Origin of the sequence: Streptomyces sp. NPDC091281, from assembly GCF_044757425.1 — a bacterium.
GTDB lineage: Bacteria > Actinomycetota > Actinomycetes > Streptomycetales > Streptomycetaceae > Streptomyces.
Genome location: NZ_JBIVUY010000013.1, coordinates 137000 through 155034 on the forward strand (window position 1 = coordinate 137000; position 18035 = coordinate 155034).

Annotated in this window: 15 protein-coding genes; 7 read left to right on the forward strand and 8 right to left on the reverse strand. The window is 71.6% G+C overall.

The window, feature by feature from the left end:
- Window positions 1-18 precede the first annotated feature (18 nt).
- The 3 genes from ACIQPQ_RS29520 to ACIQPQ_RS29530 all read right to left on the reverse strand — a co-directional run bounded on the left by ACIQPQ_RS29520 (window position 19) and on the right by ACIQPQ_RS29530 (window position 2636).
- On the reverse strand, window positions 19-1125 hold the full coding sequence (locus ACIQPQ_RS29520; RefSeq protein WP_401309629.1) for an amidohydrolase family protein: 1107 nt from the start codon (window positions 1123-1125) through the stop codon (window positions 19-21).
- 68 nt (window positions 1126-1193) lie between these two features.
- Entirely contained in the window at window positions 1194-1586 is a 393-nt protein-coding gene (locus ACIQPQ_RS29525; protein WP_401309632.1) for a hypothetical protein, read from the reverse strand.
- Window positions 1587-1682: 96 nt separating this feature from the next.
- A complete protein-coding gene (locus ACIQPQ_RS29530) occupies window positions 1683-2636 on the reverse strand; it encodes a heme o synthase (protein WP_401309635.1) in 954 nt (317 codons plus the stop codon).
- A 491-nt stretch (window positions 2637-3127) separates the two neighbouring features.
- Here ACIQPQ_RS29530 and tkt point away from each other — a divergent pair, with 491 nt between their 5' ends.
- Genes tkt through pgl form a run of 5 tightly spaced genes read left to right on the forward strand, consistent with a single transcriptional unit; the run spans window position 3128 to window position 9828 of the window.
- Window positions 3128-5215, forward strand: coding sequence for a transketolase (gene tkt, locus ACIQPQ_RS29535; protein ID WP_401309638.1), 2088 nt, complete (start codon window positions 3128-3130; stop codon window positions 5213-5215).
- A gap of 33 nt (window positions 5216-5248) precedes the next feature.
- Entirely contained in the window at window positions 5249-6367 is a 1119-nt protein-coding gene (gene tal, locus ACIQPQ_RS29540) for a transaldolase (RefSeq protein ID WP_401309641.1), read from the forward strand.
- Window positions 6368-6371: 4 nt separating this feature from the next.
- A complete protein-coding gene (gene zwf, locus ACIQPQ_RS29545) occupies window positions 6372-7895 on the forward strand; it encodes a glucose-6-phosphate dehydrogenase (RefSeq protein WP_401309644.1) in 1524 nt (507 codons plus the stop codon).
- Window positions 7892-9049 (forward strand): glucose-6-phosphate dehydrogenase assembly protein OpcA, encoded by a 1158-nt coding sequence (gene opcA, locus ACIQPQ_RS29550; RefSeq protein WP_401309647.1) that lies wholly within the window; start codon window positions 7892-7894, stop codon window positions 9047-9049. The genes zwf and opcA overlap by 4 nt, the downstream gene beginning before the upstream one ends.
- Window positions 9046-9828 carry a 6-phosphogluconolactonase gene (gene pgl, locus ACIQPQ_RS29555; protein ID WP_401309649.1) on the forward strand — a complete coding sequence of 261 codons (783 nt, stop codon included), beginning with the start codon at window positions 9046-9048 and terminating at the stop codon, window positions 9826-9828. The genes opcA and pgl overlap by 4 nt, the downstream gene beginning before the upstream one ends.
- Window positions 9829-9921: 93 nt before the next feature.
- Here pgl and ACIQPQ_RS29560 read toward each other — a convergent pair whose 3' ends face one another.
- The 5 genes from ACIQPQ_RS29560 to ACIQPQ_RS29580 all read right to left on the reverse strand — a co-directional run bounded on the left by ACIQPQ_RS29560 (window position 9922) and on the right by ACIQPQ_RS29580 (window position 16627).
- Complete coding sequence (locus ACIQPQ_RS29560; protein ID WP_383772326.1) at window positions 9922-10761, reverse strand: carbohydrate ABC transporter permease; 840 nt, start codon at window positions 10759-10761, stop codon at window positions 9922-9924.
- A complete protein-coding gene (locus ACIQPQ_RS29565) occupies window positions 10758-12119 on the reverse strand; it encodes a carbohydrate ABC transporter permease (RefSeq protein WP_401309653.1) in 1362 nt (453 codons plus the stop codon). The genes ACIQPQ_RS29560 and ACIQPQ_RS29565 overlap by 4 nt, the downstream gene beginning before the upstream one ends.
- Window positions 12120-12124: 5 nt before the next feature.
- On the reverse strand, window positions 12125-13456 hold the full coding sequence (locus ACIQPQ_RS29570; RefSeq protein WP_401309656.1) for an ABC transporter substrate-binding protein: 1332 nt from the start codon (window positions 13454-13456) through the stop codon (window positions 12125-12127).
- Between the two features lie 40 nt (window positions 13457-13496).
- Entirely contained in the window at window positions 13497-15119 is a 1623-nt protein-coding gene (locus ACIQPQ_RS29575; RefSeq protein ID WP_401310010.1) for an alpha-amylase family glycosyl hydrolase, read from the reverse strand.
- Between the two features lie 236 nt (window positions 15120-15355).
- Window positions 15356-16627 (reverse strand): ABC transporter substrate-binding protein, encoded by a 1272-nt coding sequence (locus tag ACIQPQ_RS29580; RefSeq protein ID WP_401309659.1) that lies wholly within the window; start codon window positions 16625-16627, stop codon window positions 15356-15358.
- A gap of 117 nt (window positions 16628-16744) precedes the next feature.
- On the opposite strand from ACIQPQ_RS29580, the gene ACIQPQ_RS29585 reads away from it, so the two are divergent.
- Together ACIQPQ_RS29585 and ACIQPQ_RS29590 are read left to right on the forward strand one after the other, a co-directional pair.
- Window positions 16745-17269 (forward strand): PadR family transcriptional regulator, encoded by a 525-nt coding sequence (locus tag ACIQPQ_RS29585; RefSeq protein ID WP_401309662.1) that lies wholly within the window; start codon window positions 16745-16747, stop codon window positions 17267-17269.
- On the forward strand, window positions 17266-18015 hold the full coding sequence (locus ACIQPQ_RS29590; protein WP_401309665.1) for an ABC transporter ATP-binding protein: 750 nt from the start codon (window positions 17266-17268) through the stop codon (window positions 18013-18015). The genes ACIQPQ_RS29585 and ACIQPQ_RS29590 overlap by 4 nt, the downstream gene beginning before the upstream one ends.
- The last annotated feature ends 20 nt before the right edge of the window (window positions 18016-18035 follow it).

Sequence of the window (18035 nt, forward strand, 5' to 3'; positions counted from 1 at the left end):
GCCCCGCGGCACCCACCCTCACTCCACCCCGTAGACCCGCCGCGCGTTGCCCGCGGCCACCATGTCCGCGACGCGGCGGGCGTCCGTCAGGGACCAGGCGCCCTCGGCGACCCAGGTGCCGAGGACGCGGCCCAGGGCCTCGCGGAAGAGGCGGGCGCCGACGACGTGGAGTTCGGGGAGGGCCTGGCCGCCGCTGGAGAAGAGGATCTTGCCGAAGGGGGCGAGTTCCAGGATCTCCGCGAGGATGGTCGCCGCGCGGGCCCCGGTCCGCACCAGGGCGGCGCCGGAGTCGGCGTAGACGTGCGGGAAGACGCCCGCGAGGTGGGCGGCGTGCCGGTGGTAGGGGTAGCCGTGCAGCAGGACCAGGTCGGTGCCGAGTCCGGCGGTGGCCCGGACGAAGTCGGTGAGCAGGACCGGGTCGGTGCGGTCGATGCGCAGGCCGGGCTCGCCGAGGCCCGCGTGGAGCTGGAGCGGCAGCCCGGAGGAGACGGCGATCCACAGCAGGTGCCGCAGCAGCACCGGGTCGGTCAGCTCACCGCCCACCCGCCGCCCGGCGAGCCAGCGCCCCGCCGCGCCCCGCACCTCCCCCGGCCCCGGCGGTTCGGGCGCCAGGGCGAGGCCGTGCCGGACCCCGGCGACGGAGGTGAAGGCGACCGCGGTCCCGGCGGCGCCGTGCACGGCCTCGGCGAGGTTGGCGAGGAAGGCCTCGACGGTGCCGGAGGTGTCGGCGACCTGCTCGGCGAGGAGTTCGAGGCGGACGATCTCGCGGGCGTCGGCGCGGGCGGCCGAGGCGAGTTCCTCGGGTCCGGTGAGGTCGCCGGGCAGCCCGGTGTCGACGAGGTAGGTGGTGATGCCGCTGCCGCGCAGCAGCCGGCGGCCCGCCTCCAGGACGCCGAGTTCCCGGCGCCGGGCGAGGTAGCGGGCGGGCGGGCAGTGCGGTTCGAGGCCGAGCAGCGGCGGGCACCAGCGGCGGACCGCGAACCCGGTCTGGGTGTCGAAGAGGGTGGTGCCGGGGGCGGGCGGGCCCTCGGTACGGGCCAGCTGGGCCTCGAACGTGCCGAGGCCCAGCTCCGTTCTCAGGACGCCGTGGCAGTACTGGTCCACCAGCGACGGTGTTTCGATCATCGGGACTCCCGTGACTGGACCTGTGCTCCCTTCAGGTCCTAACGGGTGAACCGGGTGTCAGGTGTCGCTCAGGTGTTCCGCGGCCCGCCGACCTGGATGCCCGCCATGCGGCTCCACTCGTACGGCCCCGTCCGCACCTTGGCGGCGAACTCGCCGTCGAAGTCCTCGTGGACGGTGATCCCGGACCTCTCGACGGCCTGCCGCGCGACGTCCATGGAGGGGGCGACGAGGTCGCCCCAGCCGCCGTCCTCGCCGACGAGCACGATCCGCGCGCCGCGTTCGCCGATGTAGGCGATCTGGCCCTCGGCGCCGCCGTGTTCCTTGGCGAAGGCGCCGATGCGGCGGGCCAGCCGGGCCGCCACGCGCTCCGCCTTCGCGTCGGCCTTCGCCGCGGCCTTCGAACCGCTCGCCGCCGGGGTCTCCGCCCCGGCGTCCGCGTCAACCTGCTTGGTGTCTGCCATGGCCAGGATGCTACCGACGGGTAGCGGAGACGGCGACGGCCGGGGTGCGTGGCATGGACCACGCGCCCCGGCCGTGACCGGCGGGCGGGAGGGCGCTCAGCGCAGGAAGGGGTCCACCGCGACGGCGACGAAGAGGAGGGAGACGTAGGTGATGGACCAGTGGAAGAGGCGCATCTCCTTGAGCTTCGCTCCGGTGGCGTCGGCCTTGGCGCGGTTCTGGAGGGCGTGCGCCTCCCACAGCCACCAGCCGCCCGCCGCGAGGGCGACGGTGGTGTAGAACCAGCCGGTGTAGCCGAGGGGGGTCAGCAGCAGGGAGACGGCGACCATCACCCAGCTGTAGAGGACGATCTGCTTGGCGACGGTCTTGTTGGAGGCGACCACCGGCAGCATCGGCACGCCGACGCGGGCGTAGTCGTCCTTGACCTTCATGGAGAGCGGCCAGTAGTGCGGCGGCGTCCAGAAGAACATGACGAGGAAGAGGACGACCGGCGCCCAGGAGAGCGAGTCCGTCACGGCGGACCAGCCGATGAGGACGGGCATGCACCCGGCGATGCCGCCCCAGACGATGTTCTGCGACGTACGCCGTTTGAGGATCATCGTGTAGACGACGACGTAGAAGAGGAGGGCCCCGAGGGCGAGCCAGGCACTCAGCCAGTTGACGGTGAGGCCGAACAGCAGGGTGGAGACGACGGCGAGGCCGAGCCCGAAGGCGAGGCATTCGCGCGGGCTGACCATCCCGGTGACGAGCGGGCGCTGCGCGGTGCGGTCCATCAGCGCGTCGATGTCGCGGTCGATGTACATGTTCAGCGCGTTGGCGCCGCCCGCGGACAGATAGCCGCCGAGGCACGTCAGCAGCACGAGCCCGAGGTCGGGCACGCCCTGCTGGGCGAGGAACATCACCGGAACGGTGGTGATGAGCAGCAGCTCGATGATCCGCGGCTTGGTCAGCGCCACGAACGCCATGGCTCGGGCCTTCACCGGCCGTCGGCTCGGGCTCTGGCTCGTCCCGATAACCCCCGCTGGACGGGATTCAACGGCCGTCACGCACACCCCTGACAGAGACTCCCAGCAAGCCTGACGGTGTAAAGGACCGGTGACGGCTCGCGCGTACCACGCCACTGTAGACGTTGCCCATACGTCGTCCTTCGCGGGGGTGGGTCGTGTTGGGAAGGGCCGCCCGGCCGGGGTTCACCGTCGCGCGCGACCCCTTCGCGACCTTGTTCGGAGGCGCGCGCGCAGGGCCGCGCGCAGGTGCGTCCGCGGGGGTGTCCGGAGCCTGTCCGGGGGTGCGCTCACAGCTCGTACGGAAGCTCGATTGAGCAGTCAGATGAGCGGCGCCGTATTCATGTGCCGAAAGGGGCCGCGGCCCCTCGGGAGGCGGATGGCGAGCGGGCCCGGCAGTCTGGAATGACTCGAAAAAACGCACGTCCTCACGGGGGTAGGCTCGACAACGGCCGGTGGCATCCACTGCACCGGGGAGCCGGTGGGCGCGCGCCCGAAACAGCCGGTATTCGACATGTGGAGAGGAGCCCTGACCCAGGGTGAGCACCAAGCCGACCACCACAGACCTCGAGTGGACCGAGTTGGACCAGCGGGCCGTCGACACCGCGCGTGTCCTGGCCGCCGACGCCGTACAGAAGGTCGGCAACGGCCATCCCGGTACGGCGATGAGCCTGGCGCCCGCGGCCTACACCCTCTTCCAGAAGGTGATGCGGCACGACCCGGCGGACGCCGACTGGGTGGGCCGGGACCGCTTCGTGCTGTCCGCGGGCCACTCGTCCCTGACCCTCTACACCCAGCTCTACCTGGCCGGCTTCGGCCTGGAGCTGGACGACCTGAAGTCCTTCCGGACGTGGGGCTCGAAGACCCCGGGTCACCCCGAGTACGGGCACACCACGGGCGTCGAGACCACCACCGGCCCGCTGGGCCAGGGTGTCGCCAACGCCGTCGGCATGGCCATGGCCGCCCGCTACGAGCGCGGCCTGTTCGACCCGGAGACGCCGCAGGGCGAATCTCCGTTCGACCACTTCATCTACGCCATCGCGGGTGACGGCTGCCTCCAGGAGGGCATCTCCGGCGAGGCCTCCTCGCTGGCGGGCCACCAGAAGCTCGGCAACCTGGCCCTGCTGTGGGACGACAACCACATCTCGATCGAGGGCGACACGGAGACGGCCGTCTCCGAGGACACCGTCAAGCGCTACGAGGCGTACGGGTGGCACGTGCAACGGGTCGCCCCCAAGCCCGACGGCGACCTCGACCCGCACGCGCTGTACGACGCGATCGAGGCGGCCAAGCTGGTGACGGACCGGCCGTCCTTCATCGCGATGCGCTCGATCATCGCCTGGCCCGCCCCGAACGCGCAGAACACCGAGGCCGCGCACGGCTCGGCGCTCGGCGACGACGAGGTCGCGGCCACCAAGCGTGTGCTCGGCTTCGACCCGGAGCAGAGCTTCGAGGTCTCCGACGAGGTCATCGCGCACACCCGCGGCGCCCTGGAGCGCGGCGCGCAGGCGCGGGCCGAGTGGGAGAAGTCCTTCCAGCTGTGGCGGGACAACAACCCCGAGCACGCCGCCGTGTACGACCGGGTGGCCGCCACCGAACTGCCCGCGGGCTGGGAGGAGAAGCTCCCGGTCTTCGAGCCCGGCAAGGGCGTCGCCACCCGCGCGGCCTCCGGCAAGGTGCTCCAGGCTCTCGGCGCGGTCATCCCGGAGCTGTGGGGCGGCTCGGCCGACCTCGCGGGCTCCAACAACACGACGATCGACAAGACCTCGTCGTTCCTCCCGGCGGACAACCCGCTGCCGGAGGCGGACCCGTACGGCCGCACGATCCACTTCGGCATCCGCGAGCACTCCATGGCCGCGGAGCTGAACGGCATCGCGCTGCACGGCAACACCCGTGTCTACGGCGGCACGTTCCTCGTGTTCTCCGACTACATGCGCAACTCCGTACGGCTGTCGGCGCTGATGCACCTGCCGGTGACGTACGTGTGGACGCACGACTCCATCGGTCTCGGCGAGGACGGCCCGACCCACCAGCCGGTCGAGCACCTGGCGTCGCTGCGTGCGATCCCGGGCCTGAACGTGGTCCGCCCGGCCGACGCCAACGAGACGGCGATCGCCTGGCGCGAGATCCTGCGCCGCTACACCAAGGTGTTCGGCAAGGGCGCCCCGCACGGTCTGGCGCTGACCCGCCAGGGCGTGCCGACGTACGAGCCCGACGAGAACGCGGCCAAGGGCGGTTACGTCCTGTTCGAGGCCTCCTCGGGGACGCCCGAGGTCATCCTCATCGGGACCGGTTCCGAGGTGCACGTGGCCGTCGAGGCGCGTGAGCTGCTGGAGGCCGAGGGCGTGCCGACGCGGGTGGTGTCGATGCCGTCCGTGGAGTGGTTCGAGGAGCAGGACCAGGGGTACCGGGAGAGCGTGCTGCCGCCGTCCGTGCGGGCCCGGGTGTCCGTCGAGGCCGGTATCGGGCTCACGTGGCACAAGTACGTCGGGGACGCCGGCCGGATCGTTTCCCTGGAGCACTTCGGTGCTTCGGCCGACGGCAAGGTCCTCTTCCGCGAGTTCGGCTTCACTGCCGAGAACGTGGCCGCGCAGGCCCGTGCATCGCTCGCGACCGCTCAGCGCTGACGCCCACCCACGAACCGTAGGAGATGTAATTCCATGACAGACGCACTCAAGCGCCTCTCCGAGGAAGGCGTGGCGATCTGGCTGGACGACCTGTCGCGCAAGCGGATCACGTCCGGCAACCTCGCCGAGCTGATCGACCAGCAGCACGTCGTGGGCGTCACCACCAACCCCTCGATCTTCCAGAAGGCGATCTCCCAGGGCGACGGCTACGACCAGCAGCTGGCCGACCTCGCCGCCCGCAAGGTCACGGTCGAAGAGGCCATCCGGATGATCACGACGGCGGACGTCCGGGACGCCGCCGACATCCTGCGCCCGGTCTTCGACGCCACCGGCGGCCAGGACGGCCGGGTCTCCATCGAGGTCGACCCCCGCCTGGCCCACAACACGGCGGCGACGGTCGCCGAGGCCAAGCAGCTGGCCTGGCTGGTGGACCGCCCCAACACCCTGATCAAGATCCCGGCGACGCGGGCGGGTCTCCCGGCCATCGCCGAGGTCATCGGCCTGGGCATCAGCGTCAACGTCACGCTGATCTTCTCGCTGGAGCGCTACCGCCTGGTGATGGACGCCTTCCTGAGCGGCCTGGAGAAGGCCAAGGAGCGCGGCCTGGACCTGTCGAAGATCCACTCGGTGGCGTCCTTCTTCGTGTCCCGCGTGGACACCGAGATCGACAAGCGCCTCGACGCGCTCGGCACCGACGAGGCGAAGGCCGCGCGCGGCAAGGCCGGTCTCGCCAACGCCCGGCTCGCGTACGAGGCGTACGAGGAGGTCTTCTCCTCGGACCGCTGGAGCGTGCTGGAGCGGGCGGGCGCCAACAAGCAGCGCGCGCTGTGGGCCTCCACCGGTGTGAAGGACCCGGCGTACAAGGACACCCTGTACGTGGACGACCTGGTGGCGCCGAACACGGTGAACACCATGCCGGAGGCGACGCTGTTCGCCACCGAGGACCACGGGCAGATCACCGGGAACACCATCGCGGGCACCTACGAGCAGGCGCGTGCCGAGATCGACGCGGTGGAGAAGCTCGGGATCTCGTACGACGAGGTCGTGCAGCTGCTGGAGGACGAGGGCGTCGAGAAGTTCGAGGCGTCCTGGAACGACCTGCTCAAGTCGACCGAGGCGGAGCTCCAGCGCCTCGCCCCGTCGGAGGGCTGAGAACTTGTCGAGCAGCAATCCGCTGCGTGACCCCGCAGACCGACGGCTCCCGCGTATCGCGGGGCCGTCGGGCCTGGTCATCTTCGGCGTCACGGGCGATTTGTCACGGAAAAAGCTGATGCCCGCGGTGTACGACCTCGCGAACCGGGGTCTGCTGCCGCCGGGCTTCTCGCTCGTCGGGTTCGCCCGCCGCGAGTGGGCCCACGAGGACTTCGCCGCCGAGGTCCACGACGCCGTCAAGGAGCACGCCCGGACCCCGTTCCGCGAGGAGGTCTGGCAGCAGCTCATCCAGGGGATGCGCTTCGTGCAGGGCACCTTCGACGACGACGAGGCGTTCGAGCGGCTGCGCTCCACCATCGAGGAGTTGGACAAGGCACAGGGCACGGGCGGCAACTTCGCCTTCTACCTGTCGGTGCCGCCGGGCGCCTTCCCGGTCGTCATCCAGCAGCTGAAGAAGCACCAGCTGGCCGACCAGACGGGCGGCTCGTGGCGGCGGGCGGTCATCGAGAAGCCGTTCGGGCACGACCTGAAGTCGGCGGAGGAGCTGAACGCGCTCGTCCACGAGGTCTTCGCCCCGGACCAGGTCTTCCGCATCGACCACTACCTCGGCAAGGAGACCGTCCAGAACATCCTGGCGCTCCGCTTCGCCAACACGATGTTCGAGCCGATCTGGAACCGGTCCTTCGTGGACCACGTGCAGATCACGATGGCCGAGGACATCGGCATCGGCGGCCGGGCCGGGTACTACGACGGCATCGGCGCCGCCCGCGACGTCATCCAGAACCACCTGCTCCAGCTGATGGCGCTCACCGCGATGGAGGAGCCCGCCTCCTTCGACGCGGACGCGCTCGCCGCGGAGAAGACCAAGGTGCTGGGCGCCGTCCGGCTGCCGAAGGACCTCGGCCGCGACACCGTGCGCGGGCAGTACGCGGCGGGGTGGCAGGGCGGCGAGAAAGCGGTCGGCTACCTCCAGGAGGAGGGCATCGACCCGAAGTCGAAGACCGACACCTACGCCGCCGTGAAGCTGGAGGTCGACAACCGCCGCTGGGCGGGCGTCCCCTTCTACCTGCGCACCGGCAAGCGGCTGGGCCGCCGGGTCACCGAGATCGCGGTGGTCTTCCAGCGCGCCCCGCACTCCCCCTTCGACCACACGGCGACGGAGGAGCTGGGCAAGAACGCGATCGTCATCCGCGTCCAGCCCGACGAGGGCGTCACGGTCCGCTTCGGCTCCAAGGTGCCGGGCACCTCGATGGAGATCCGGGACGTGTCCATGGACTTCGCCTACGGCGAGTCCTTCACCGAGTCCAGCCCCGAGGCGTACGAGCGGCTGATCCTCGACGTGCTGCTCGGCGACTCGAACCTCTTCCCGCGCACCGAGGAGGTCGAGCTGTCCTGGAAGATCCTCGACCCGATCGAGCAGTACTGGGACAGCAACGGCACGCCCGCCCAGTACGAGTCGGGCACCTGGGGTCCCGTCGAGGCGGACGACATGCTCGAACGAGACGGACGGAGCTGGCGCCGGCCATGAAGATAGACCTCACGGACACCACGGCCGGCAAGGTCAACAAGGCGCTGGTGCAGGGCCGCCGGGCCATCGGCACCCCGGCCGTCGGCATGGTGCTGACCCTCGTCATCGTCACCGACGAGGAGAACGCCTACGACGCCCTCAAGGCCGCCGGGGACGCCTCGCGCGAGCACCCCTCGCGCACCCTGGTCGTCATCAAGCGGGTCTCCCGCTCACCCCGCGACCGCACCACGTCCCGCCTCGACGCCGAGGTACGGGTGGGCGCGGACGCGGGCACCGGCGAGACCGTGTTCCTGCGGCTGTACGGCGAGGTGGCCGAGCACGCGCAGTCGGTCGTGCTGCCGCTGCTGCTGCCGGACGCGCCGGTCGTCGTCTGGTGGCCGGTGAACGCGCCGCTGGACCCGGCCAAGGACCCGCTCGGCGCGCTGGCCCAGCGCCGGGTCACCGACACCTACGCGGGCGAGCACCCGGTCGAGGACCTGACGGTCCGCTCCGAGACCTACACCCCCGGCGACACCGACCTGTCCTGGACCCGGATCACGCCCTGGCGGTCGATGCTGGCGGCGGCCCTGGACCAGGTCACCTGCACGGTGGAGTCGGTCGAGGTGGAAGGCGAGGAGTTCAACCCGAGCTGCGAGCTGCTGGCGATGTGGCTCGGGGACCGGCTGGACGTGCCCGTCCTGCGCTCGCCGTCGAGCGGGCCGGGGCTCACGGCGGTCCGGATGCGCACCGACTGCGGCCCGATCGTGCTGGACCGGGCCGACGGTTCGCTCGCCACGCTCTCCATCGAGGGTCAGCCCGACCGCGCGGTGGCGCTCAAGCGCCGCGACACGGCCGAGCTGATCGCGGAGGAGCTGCGGCGCCTCGACCCGGACGACACGTACGCCTCGGCGCTGCGGTTCGGGGTGGGGCGGCTCGACTCCCCGGCGGACTCTGCGGGTTCGGCGGGTTCGGCGGGTTCGGCGAGCGGTGGCTCCGCGAACGGTTCGGTGAACGGTGCGGGCGACTCCGGTGCGGGCGCCTCGGGTTCCGCCGCCGCCAAAGGAGAACCGGCCGGTGACGGCGCGTCGGCTGCTGAAGCACCCGCTGCGCAGGCGGCGGCGCCGGACGCGGTGACCCCCGCGAAGGGGAAGGCGAAGAAGGCGGCGGCCGAGTGAGCGCCCCGCAGCTCGTCGTCCACCGCGACAAGGAGCTGATGGCCGAGGCCGCCGCGGCCCGGCTGATCACACGGATCGTGGACGCGCAGGCCTCGCGGGGCGTCGCGTCGGTGGTCCTCACCGGCGGGCGCAACGGCAACGGCCTGCTGGCCGCGCTGGCGGCGGCGCCCGCCCGGGACGCCGTCGACTGGGCCCGGCTGGACCTGTGGTGGGGCGACGAGCGCTTCCTGCCGGAGGGCGACCCGGAGCGCAACGTCACGCAGGCCCGCCAGGCGCTGCTGGACGCGGTGCCGGTGGACCCGAAGCGGGTGCACGCGATGCCCGCCTCGGACGGCCCGTACGGCTCGGACGTGGAGGCCGCCGCGGCGGCCTACGCCGAGGAGCTGGCGCAGGCGGCCGGTCCGGGCGAGCACGGCGGGGTGCCCGCGTTCGACGTGCTGATGCTGGGCGTCGGCCCGGACACCCATGTGGCCTCGCTCTTCCCGGAGCTGCCGGCCGTGCGGGAGACCGAGCGGACGGTGGTCGGGGTGCGCGGCGCGCCGAAGCCCCCGCCGACCCGGGTGAGCCTCACTCTTCCGGCGATCCGGGCCGCCCGTGAGGTGTGGCTGCTGGCGGCCGGGGAGGACAAGGCGGAGGCCGCGGCCATCGCCCTGTCGGGCGCGGGGGAGATCCAGGCCCCGGCGGCCGGGGCGCGCGGGCAGGCCCGCACGCTGTGGCTGCTGGACGCGGCGGCGGCCTCGCGGCTGCCGCGCGCGCTGTATCCGCCGGCCACGGCCTGACACCGGGCCGCGCGCACGACGCGAGGGCGGGCGGGGGAATCGCGTCCCCCGCCCGCCCTCTCGCGCGTACGGTCGTCTACCGGGACCGTCGGGTCACTTGACCGAGCCCGCCATCACGCCCTGCACGAAGTGCCGCTGGAAGGCGAAGAAGACCGCCACCGGCACGATCAGGGAGAGGAACGCGCCCGGTGCCAGGACGTCGATGTTGCTGCCGAACTGGCGGATCTGGGACTGGAGTTCCACGGTGAGCGGCTGGGAGGAGCTGTCGGCGAACAGCAGCGCCACCAGCATGTCGTTCCACACCCACAGGAACTGGAAGATGGCGAGGCTGGCCAGGGCGGGCCGCCCGACCGGCAGCACCAGCCGGGTGAAGATGCGCCACTCGCCGCCGCCGTCCATGCGGGCGGCCTCCAGCATCTCCTTCGGTATCTCCACGAAGTAGTTGCGCAGCAGGAACACCGCGAACGGCAGTCCGTACGCCACGTGGAAGAGGACGACGCCGGGGATCGTGCCGAACAGGCCCAGCTCGCCGAAGAGTTTGGCGACGGGCAGCAGACCGATCTGCACAGGCACCACCAGCAGGGCGACCACACCGAGGAAGACGGCGTCCCGGCCGGGGAACTCCAGCCAGGCGAAGGCGTATCCGGCGAGCGCGGCGAGGACCACGACCAGCACGGTGGTGGGCACCGAGATCAGCACCGTGTTCCAGAACGCCTGGGTGATGCCGGAGTTCTTCAGCAGCTCGGAGTAGTTGTCGAAGGAGAGCTGTCCGGGGCTGTCGAACACCGTCCACCAGCCGCCCTCGGCGGTGTCCTCGGCCGACCGCATCGAGGACAGGAAGAGACCCGCCAGGGGGGTGAGCCAGATCAGGCCGATCACCACGAGGACCGCCTGGACGAGGCCGTTGCCGACCAGGCGCCGTACCGCGTTCATCGCTGACTCCTTCGGAAGCGGCGGACGTTGAAGACCATGGCGGGGACGACGAGCAGCAGGAGCAGGACACCGAGCGCGCTGCCGAGTCCCTGGTTGTTGCCGCCGCCGAAGGACACCAGCCACATCTGGGTGGCGAGCACCGTGGCGTCCTCCTGCACGGGTCCGGGGGCGATGATGTAAACGAGGTCGAAGACCTTCATCACATTGATCACCAGGGTCACGAACACCACGGTCAGGACGGGTGCGAGGAGCGGCACGGTGATCCTGCGGAAGATCTGCCACTCGTTGGCACCGTCGATCCGGGCCGCCTCCAGCGCGTCGCGTGGCAGGGTGGCGAGTCCGGCGCCGATCAGCACCATCGCGAAACCGGTCCAGATCCACAGGTACGCTCCGATGATCGCCGGGGTGACCAGGGCCGGCCCCAGCCAGGAGACGCCGTCGTAGGGCTCGGCGAAGTTGGCGGCGGGGAGGCGCAGTGTGTAGGAGCCGGCGTCCAGGCCGGTGAAACGGTAGGAGCCGTCGGCGGCGGTGGTGGTGCTGGCGGCGGTACGGCCGTCGCGGACCGCCTCGACCTTCATCTGCGGCAGGCCGCTCTCCTGCCGGTCGACGCTGTTCTGCTGTCCGCCGCCGCCGGGGGTGAAGTCGAGGTAGACGACCCCGCGCAGTTCGCCGGGGGCGGCGTCCTCGCCCGACGCCGGGAAGGCGGGGGCCGCGCCGGAGGGCAGGTCCTTGGGGGCGACGCCGACCAGCGGGAGGTTGACGGTGTCGCCGGGCGAGACGCTCGCGCCGGTCGTGTAGGAGCCGTCCTTGTCCGCGTCGAGGTCGCCGCCGGGACGGGCGCGGGCGGTGGGGTAGGCCGCCGAGTCGGAGAACGCGTCGTGCACGGAGACCAGGGCGGCGTTGAGGACGCCCTTGTCGGGGTCCTCGTCGTAGGCGAGGCGGAAGATGATGCCGGCGGCGAGGAAGGAGACCGCCATCGGCATGAAGAGCAGGAGCTTGAAGGCGGTGGCCCAGCGGACCTTCTCGACCAGCACCGCGAGGACGAGCCCGAGGCCGGTGAGGAGGGTGGGGGCGACAACGACCCAGATCGCGGTGTTGCGGACGGCCTTGAGGGTGGCCGGGTCGCGGAACATCTCGGTGTAGTTGTCGGCGCCGACGAAGGTGTCGCCGGAGGCGTCGAAGAAGCTGCGTCCCACGGAGAACAGGACGGGGTAGACGACGAGGGCGCCCAGCAGCAGCAGTGCGGGCAGGGCGAACAGCAGGGCGATGATCCGCCCTCTGCTGCGGGCGCGGCGGGCGGAGTCGCTCGGACCGGTGGGCGGCGCGGGCGCCGCCCCCGTGGCCAGGGTCGCGGTCATGACCCTCAGCCCTTGTAGGCCTTGGCCGCCGCGGCTTCCAGCTCGGCCGCGGTGCCCTTCGGGTCGGACGGGTCGCGCAGGAAGTCCTGGAGGATCTTCCACTCGCCCGCGCCCTTGGTGCCGCCGAACGCGGCGGGCGCCTGGTCGGACATGTCGAAGCGGACCGAGTCGCCCGCCTCCACGAGGGACTTGGCGGTGGCGCGGGTGACGTCGTCGCCGTAGGAGGAGAGGTCGAGTTCCTTGTTCGGGGAGAGGAAGCCGCCCGCCTTCGCCCAGACCGCGGCGGCCTCGGGGGTGGCGAGGTACTCGACAAGCGCCATGCCCGCCTTGGCGTTCTTGCCGTCCTTGAGGACGACGGCCGCGTCGCCGCCGCTGACGACGGGGGCCTCACCGCCGCCGACCGCGGGGAAGGGGAAGAAGTTGGCGTCCTCGCCGATGGTCCGGCCGAACTGGTCCTTGGCGACGCCCGCGACGAAGTCGCCCTCGTAGACCATGCCCGCCTCGGGCTTGGGGCCGAAGACCTTCTCGACGGAGCCGGGGAAGTCGGTGTTCAGGGCGCCCTTCTGGCCGCCCGCGAGAAGCTGCTTGTCCTTGAAGAGGTCACCGAGGGTGGTGAGGGCGGCGACGACGGAGGCGTCGGTCCACTTCAGTTCGTGGGCGGCGAGGGCGTCGTACTTCTCGGGTCCGGCCTGGGAGAGGTAGATGTTCTCGAACCAGTCGGTGAGGGTCCAGCCGTCCTGGCCCGCGACGGAGAAGGCGGCGAGCCCGGAGTCGGAGACGGTGCGGCCCGCCGTGAGGAGGTCCTCGTAGGTGGTCGGCGGCTCGACCCCGGCCTGGGTGAGGGCCTCGGGGCTGTACCAGACGGTCGACTTGTGGGCGGCCTTGAAGTAGAGGCCGTAGAGGGTGTTCTCGACGGTGCCGTAGTTCTTCCACACGGGGGCGAAGTTGGCGTCCACGGACTTCTGGGTGGCCGGGGAGAGCGCGGTGAGCCAGCCGTTGTCGGCGAACTGCTTGAGGACGCCGACCTGCGGGACCATCACGACGTCGGGGGCGTTGCCGCCCTCGATCTTGCTGCCGACGACGGTGGAGACGTTGTCGCCGGTGGAGACGAACTGGGTCTTGGCGCCGGTCTTCTCGCCGAACGCGTCCAGCACCTTCTGGAAGTTCTTCTGCTCGGTGCCGGTCCAGACCCCGGCGACGGTGACGGTCTGGCCGTCGAGCGTCTTGTCGCCGCCCCCGGCGGAGACCGGGTCGTCGCTGCCTCCGCAGGCGGTGGCGGAGAGCGCCAGTACCAGGGCGGTGCAGCCGGTGAGGAGGGTCGTACGTCGTCGCATCATCGTTGATGTCCCTTCGGGGAGTGGGGCGTGGACGAGAGATTCAGTGGTCGGCGAGCCACCAGGCGGCGGTGGAGCCGGGCAGGACGCCGGGGGCGCAGGGACCGCTGGACAGCAGCGGGGTGCCGGAGACCGGGGCGGGTGTGGGGGCGGTGCCGAAGTTGACGGCGCAGACCAGGCCGTCGCCGCGGACGAAGGCGAGGACACCGGGCGGGCTCTCCAGCCAGCGCAGGCTTCCCTCGCCCAACTGGGGCAGGCTGGAGCGCAGTTGGAGGCCGTCGCGGTAGAGGTGCCAGAAGGAGCGGGTGTCGGCGAGTGCGCGGTCGGTGGCGTACGCGGCGAAGTACTCGGGCTGCGGCAGCCAGGGCTTGGCGGACTCGGCGCCGGAGGTGAAGCCGAACGGGGAGGCCTGGCCCGACCAGGGCAGCGGGACCCGGCAGCCGTCGCGGATGCGGGCGCGGCTGCCGGTGCGGCGGAAGATCGGGTCGGTCAGGACGTCGTCGGGCAGGTCGACGACCTCGGGGAGGCCGAGTTCCTCGCCCTGGTAGATGTAGGCGGCGCCGGGCAGGGCGAGCATCAGCAGGGCGGCGGCGCGGGCGCGGGCGGTGCCGAGGCCGCTGCCCTCGGTGGCGGGTTCGCCGTAGCGGGTGACGGTGCGGACCTGGTCGTGGTTGTTGAGGACCCAGGTGACGGTGGAGCCGGTGCCCGCGATGTCGTCCATGGCCTCGGAGACGACCTTGCGGAAGGCGTCGGCGCTCCAGGGGGCGCTGAGCAGGTCGAAGAAGAAGGCCTGGTGGAGTTCGTCGGAGCGGACGTAGCGGGCGTGTTCGCGGGCGGTGGGCACGGAGACCTCGCCGACGAGGAGGCGTTCGCGGCCGTCGGCGGCGGTGTACTCCTCGCAGACGGCCCGCCAGTGCCGCCACACGTCATGCACCTCGGGCTGGTTCCAGGCGAGCGGGTTGACCGAGTCGCGGGTGCGGGCGTCGGCCTCCGGGTCGTCGGAGTCGGGCAGGGCGGGGTGCTTGTAGAGGCCGGCGGCGACGTCGATGCGGAAGCCGTCGACGCCCCGGTCGAGCCAGAACCGCAGCACGCGGTCGAACTCGGCGGCGACCTCGGGGGTGCGCCAGTTCCAGTCGGGCTGCTCGGGGGTGAACATGTGGAGGTACCACTGGCCGGGGCGGCCGTCGGGGTCGGGGACCCGGCTCCAGGCGGGGCCGCCGAACATGGCGTGCCAGTTGTTGGGCGGCTCGGCTCCGTCGGGGCCGCGGCCGTCGGCGAAGTGGAAGCGGGCGCGGGCGGTGCTGCCGGGGGCGGCGGTCAGGGCCTCGCGGAACCACGGGTGCTCGGTGGAGCAGTGGTTGGGGACGATGTCCAGGAGGATCTTGAGGCCGAGGCGGCGGGCGGCGGCGACCAGCAGGTCGAACTCGGCGAGGTCGCCGAAGACGGGGTCGACCTCGCAGTAGTCGGCGACGTCGTAGCCGTGGTCGTGCTGGGGGGACGGATAGAACGGGCTCAGCCAGATGCCGTCCACGCCGAGCTTCTTGAGGTACGGGAGCCCGGCGCGGACCCCGGCGAGGTCGCCGATGCCGTCGCCGGTGCTGTCGAGGAAGCTGCGGACGTACACCTGGTAGATCACTGCGTCGCGCCACCAGCGGTGGGTGTCGATGAGCTGAGTTGTCACCCGAGTCGGCCTGTCTGTGCGTGCCGGTTGTTATGCATGCATGTTAAGTAAACGTGTCGCAGGGGTGTCAACGAGTAGGCGGAAGCTACTGGGTAGTTGGCCCGGCAAATGCGCATCTATCGGGGCAGAATCCGGACAGATGAGACCCTGGCGTTACCTAACATGTAAGTAGGCGGGCTACGGCAGAGAGAGGGCCGGGCCGTAGGCGGTCCGGGCGCGGCTCAGCGCGCGGAGACCGCCGCCAGTTCGCGCGCGAGGCGGCGCACCGCCGACGAGGGCGACTCGTGCCCGGTCATCGCGTCGTCCACCACCGCCTGCACCACCAGGCTGACCTGGTCGTAGCGCGGGCTCTTGGGCCGGGGCGCGGCGGCGAGGACGCTCGCCCGCAGCGTCGGCAGGTAGGGGAAGTCCCGGATCAGGTCCGGGTCCTCGTACAGCGCCGACCGCACCGGCGGCAGCGCCCCCTGGGTGAGGACCTGGCGCTGCACGGGCTCGCTGGTGAGGTAGGTGATCAGCCGCGCGGCGGAGTCGGGGTGCCGGGCGTGCGCGCTGACGGCCAGGTTGGAGCCGCCCAGCACGCTGGTCCCCGGACCGTCCGGCCCCGGCAGCGGCACGGCGCCGATCTTCCCGGCCACCGGGGAGCTGGCCTCGGAGGCGGCGACGTAGGCGTAGGGCCAGTTCCGCAGGAAGAGCAGGCGGCCGTTGCGGAACGCCTCCTTCGACTCCTCCTCCTTGTACGTCAGCGACTCCTTGGGGATCCAGCCCTCGCGCACCCCCCGGGCGAGGAAGGCGATGCCCTCGCGGGCGGCGGCGGAGTTCACCGTGACCCGGGTGCCCTCACCGCCGAGGATGCTGCCGCCCGCCGAGTACACGGCCTCGGCGACGTTCACGGTGAGGCCCTCGTAGGGCAGGAACTGGCCCGCGTAGCCGTCGAGTCCGTACTTCGGGGCGACCGTCCTCGCGGCCCGCTCCAGCTCCGCCCAGGTGCGGGGCGGCGGCACGCCCTCCGCGTCGAGGACGTCCTTGCGGTAGAGCAGCAGCCCGGCGTTGGTGACGTACGGGACCGCGTACAGGCGGCCGTCGTAGGTCGCCGTGTCCACCACCGGCGGCAGGAACGCGTCGAGCGGGAAGCGCTCGCGCGGCAGCGCGCGGATCCAGCCGGCCGCGGCGAACTCCGAGGTCCAGTTGACGTCGATGTTGAGGACGTCGAAGCGGTTGCGGTCGCCGTCCTTGAGGTCGGTGGCCATCTGCGCGCGGGTCTCGTCGGCGGAGTCCGGCAGCTCGACGAGGGTGACCCGCTCACCGGGGTGGGTGCGGTTCCAGCCCTCCAGGAGCGGGCCGAGATAGCCGGTGAGGTCCCCCGCGGTGGCGAGGGTGAGCGGCCCGCGGCCGGTCAGCGCCGCCTCGTCGGCGCGGGCCCCGGAGGCGACGTACCCGCTGAGGATCACGGCGAGGACGAGGAGGCCCCTACCGGCGGTGTGGACCCACCGCATAGATTCCTCCCAGCACGACGGCACGGGCCCCGTCGCCCGGTCCGGGGCCATGTATACCCGTTAGGTATGCGCGATACTAGGGCCTGGAGCACATTCGCGGACTAGGAGGAAGCACGAGTGCGCCTGCCCCTCCTGGCCCTTCTCGCGCGCGGTCCGGCCCACGGCTACGAGCTCAAGCAGGACCTTGAGCAACTTCTGGGCGCCGCGTACCCTCAGGCCAACGTCGGCCAGATCTACGTCACCCTCGGCCGCCTGGAGAAGACCGGCATGATCGAGGGCGAAGAGGTCGAGCAGTCCAGCCGGCCGAACAAGAAGATCTACCACCTCACCGACGCGGGCCGTGCCGAGCTGCGCGCCTGGTACGAGGAGACGGCCGACGAACCACGGGTACGGGACGAGTTCTTCATGAAGCTGGCACTCGCCCCGCAGACCGGCATCGCCGACCAGATCTCCCTGATCAACCGGCAGCGGCGCCAGTACCTGACCACCATGCGCAACCTGTCGAAACTGGCGGCGGCGGAGAACCGCGACAACCGGATCGCCCAGTTGCTGATAGAAGGTGCCATGCTGCACCTCCAGGCCGACCTCGACTGGCTGGAACGGTGCCAGGAAGAGCTGGAAGAGCTGGAGGGACTGGAGTGAGCGAGCGTCCCGTTCCCCTGCTGCGCGCCGAGGGCCTGGTCAAGACCCACCACGGCGAGGGCGCCCCGGCGCACGCCGTGCGCGGGGTGGACCTGTCGGTGGAGCGGGGCGAGTTCGTCGCGGTCACCGGCCCGTCCGGCGCCGGGAAGTCGACCCTGCTGCATCTGCTGGGCGGGCTCCAGCGGCCCGACGAGGGCAGCCTCCTGCTGGACGGCGAGCGCACCGACGGCTGGCGCGAGGCGCGCTGGGCGGTGGAGCGGCGGCGGCGCATCGGGATCGTCTTCCAGTTCTTCAACCTGGTCTCCAACCTCTCCGTCGCCGACAACGTCGAGCTGCCCGCGCTGCTCACCGGCGTCTCGCCCCGGCAGGCCCGCGCCGAGCGGGAGGACCTGCTGTCCGAGCTGGGGCTCACCGGCAAGGAGCGCGCGCTGCCGGGCGAGCTGTCCGGTGGCGAGCAGCAGCGGGTGGCGCTGGCGCGGGCCTTGGTCAACCGGCCGCCGCTGCTGCTCGCCGACGAGCCCGCGGGCAGCCTGGACAGCAAGGGCACCCGCGAGGTCATGCGGCTGCTGGCCCGCTTCCACCAGCGCGGCCAGACGATCGTCCTGGTCACCCACGACGCCCGGCTGGCGAGCGCCGCGGACCGGGTGATCAGCTTCTTCGACGGCCGGATCACCGACGACGCCGACCTCGACGGCACCCCGTCCCGCGGCAGCGGGATATCCGGCGTGCTGGAACTGAGGGACTGACATGGGGGCGCGGGACGGCG

Bases quoted from the DNA above. Each gene is read 5' to 3' on its own strand.
- ACIQPQ_RS29560 (WP_383772326.1), bottom strand. From the start codon at position 10,761: ATGAACGCGGTACGGCGCCTGGTCGGCAACGGCCTCGTCCAGGCGGTC.
- ACIQPQ_RS29520 (WP_401309629.1), bottom strand. From the start codon at position 1,125: ATGATCGAAACACCGTCGCTGGTGGACCAGTACTGCCACGGCGTCCTG.
- ACIQPQ_RS29525 (WP_401309632.1), bottom strand. From the start codon at position 1,586: ATGGCAGACACCAAGCAGGTTGACGCGGACGCCGGGGCGGAGACCCCG.
- opcA (WP_401309647.1), top strand. From the start codon at position 7,892: ATGAAGATAGACCTCACGGACACCACGGCCGGCAAGGTCAACAAGGCG.
- ACIQPQ_RS29565 (WP_401309653.1), bottom strand. From the start codon at position 12,119: ATGACCGCGACCCTGGCCACGGGGGCGGCGCCCGCGCCGCCCACCGGT.
- ACIQPQ_RS29570 (WP_401309656.1), bottom strand. From the start codon at position 13,456: ATGATGCGACGACGTACGACCCTCCTCACCGGCTGCACCGCCCTGGTA.
- ACIQPQ_RS29580 (WP_401309659.1), bottom strand. From the start codon at position 16,627: ATGCGGTGGGTCCACACCGCCGGTAGGGGCCTCCTCGTCCTCGCCGTG.
- tal (WP_401309641.1), top strand. From the start codon at position 5,249: ATGACAGACGCACTCAAGCGCCTCTCCGAGGAAGGCGTGGCGATCTGG.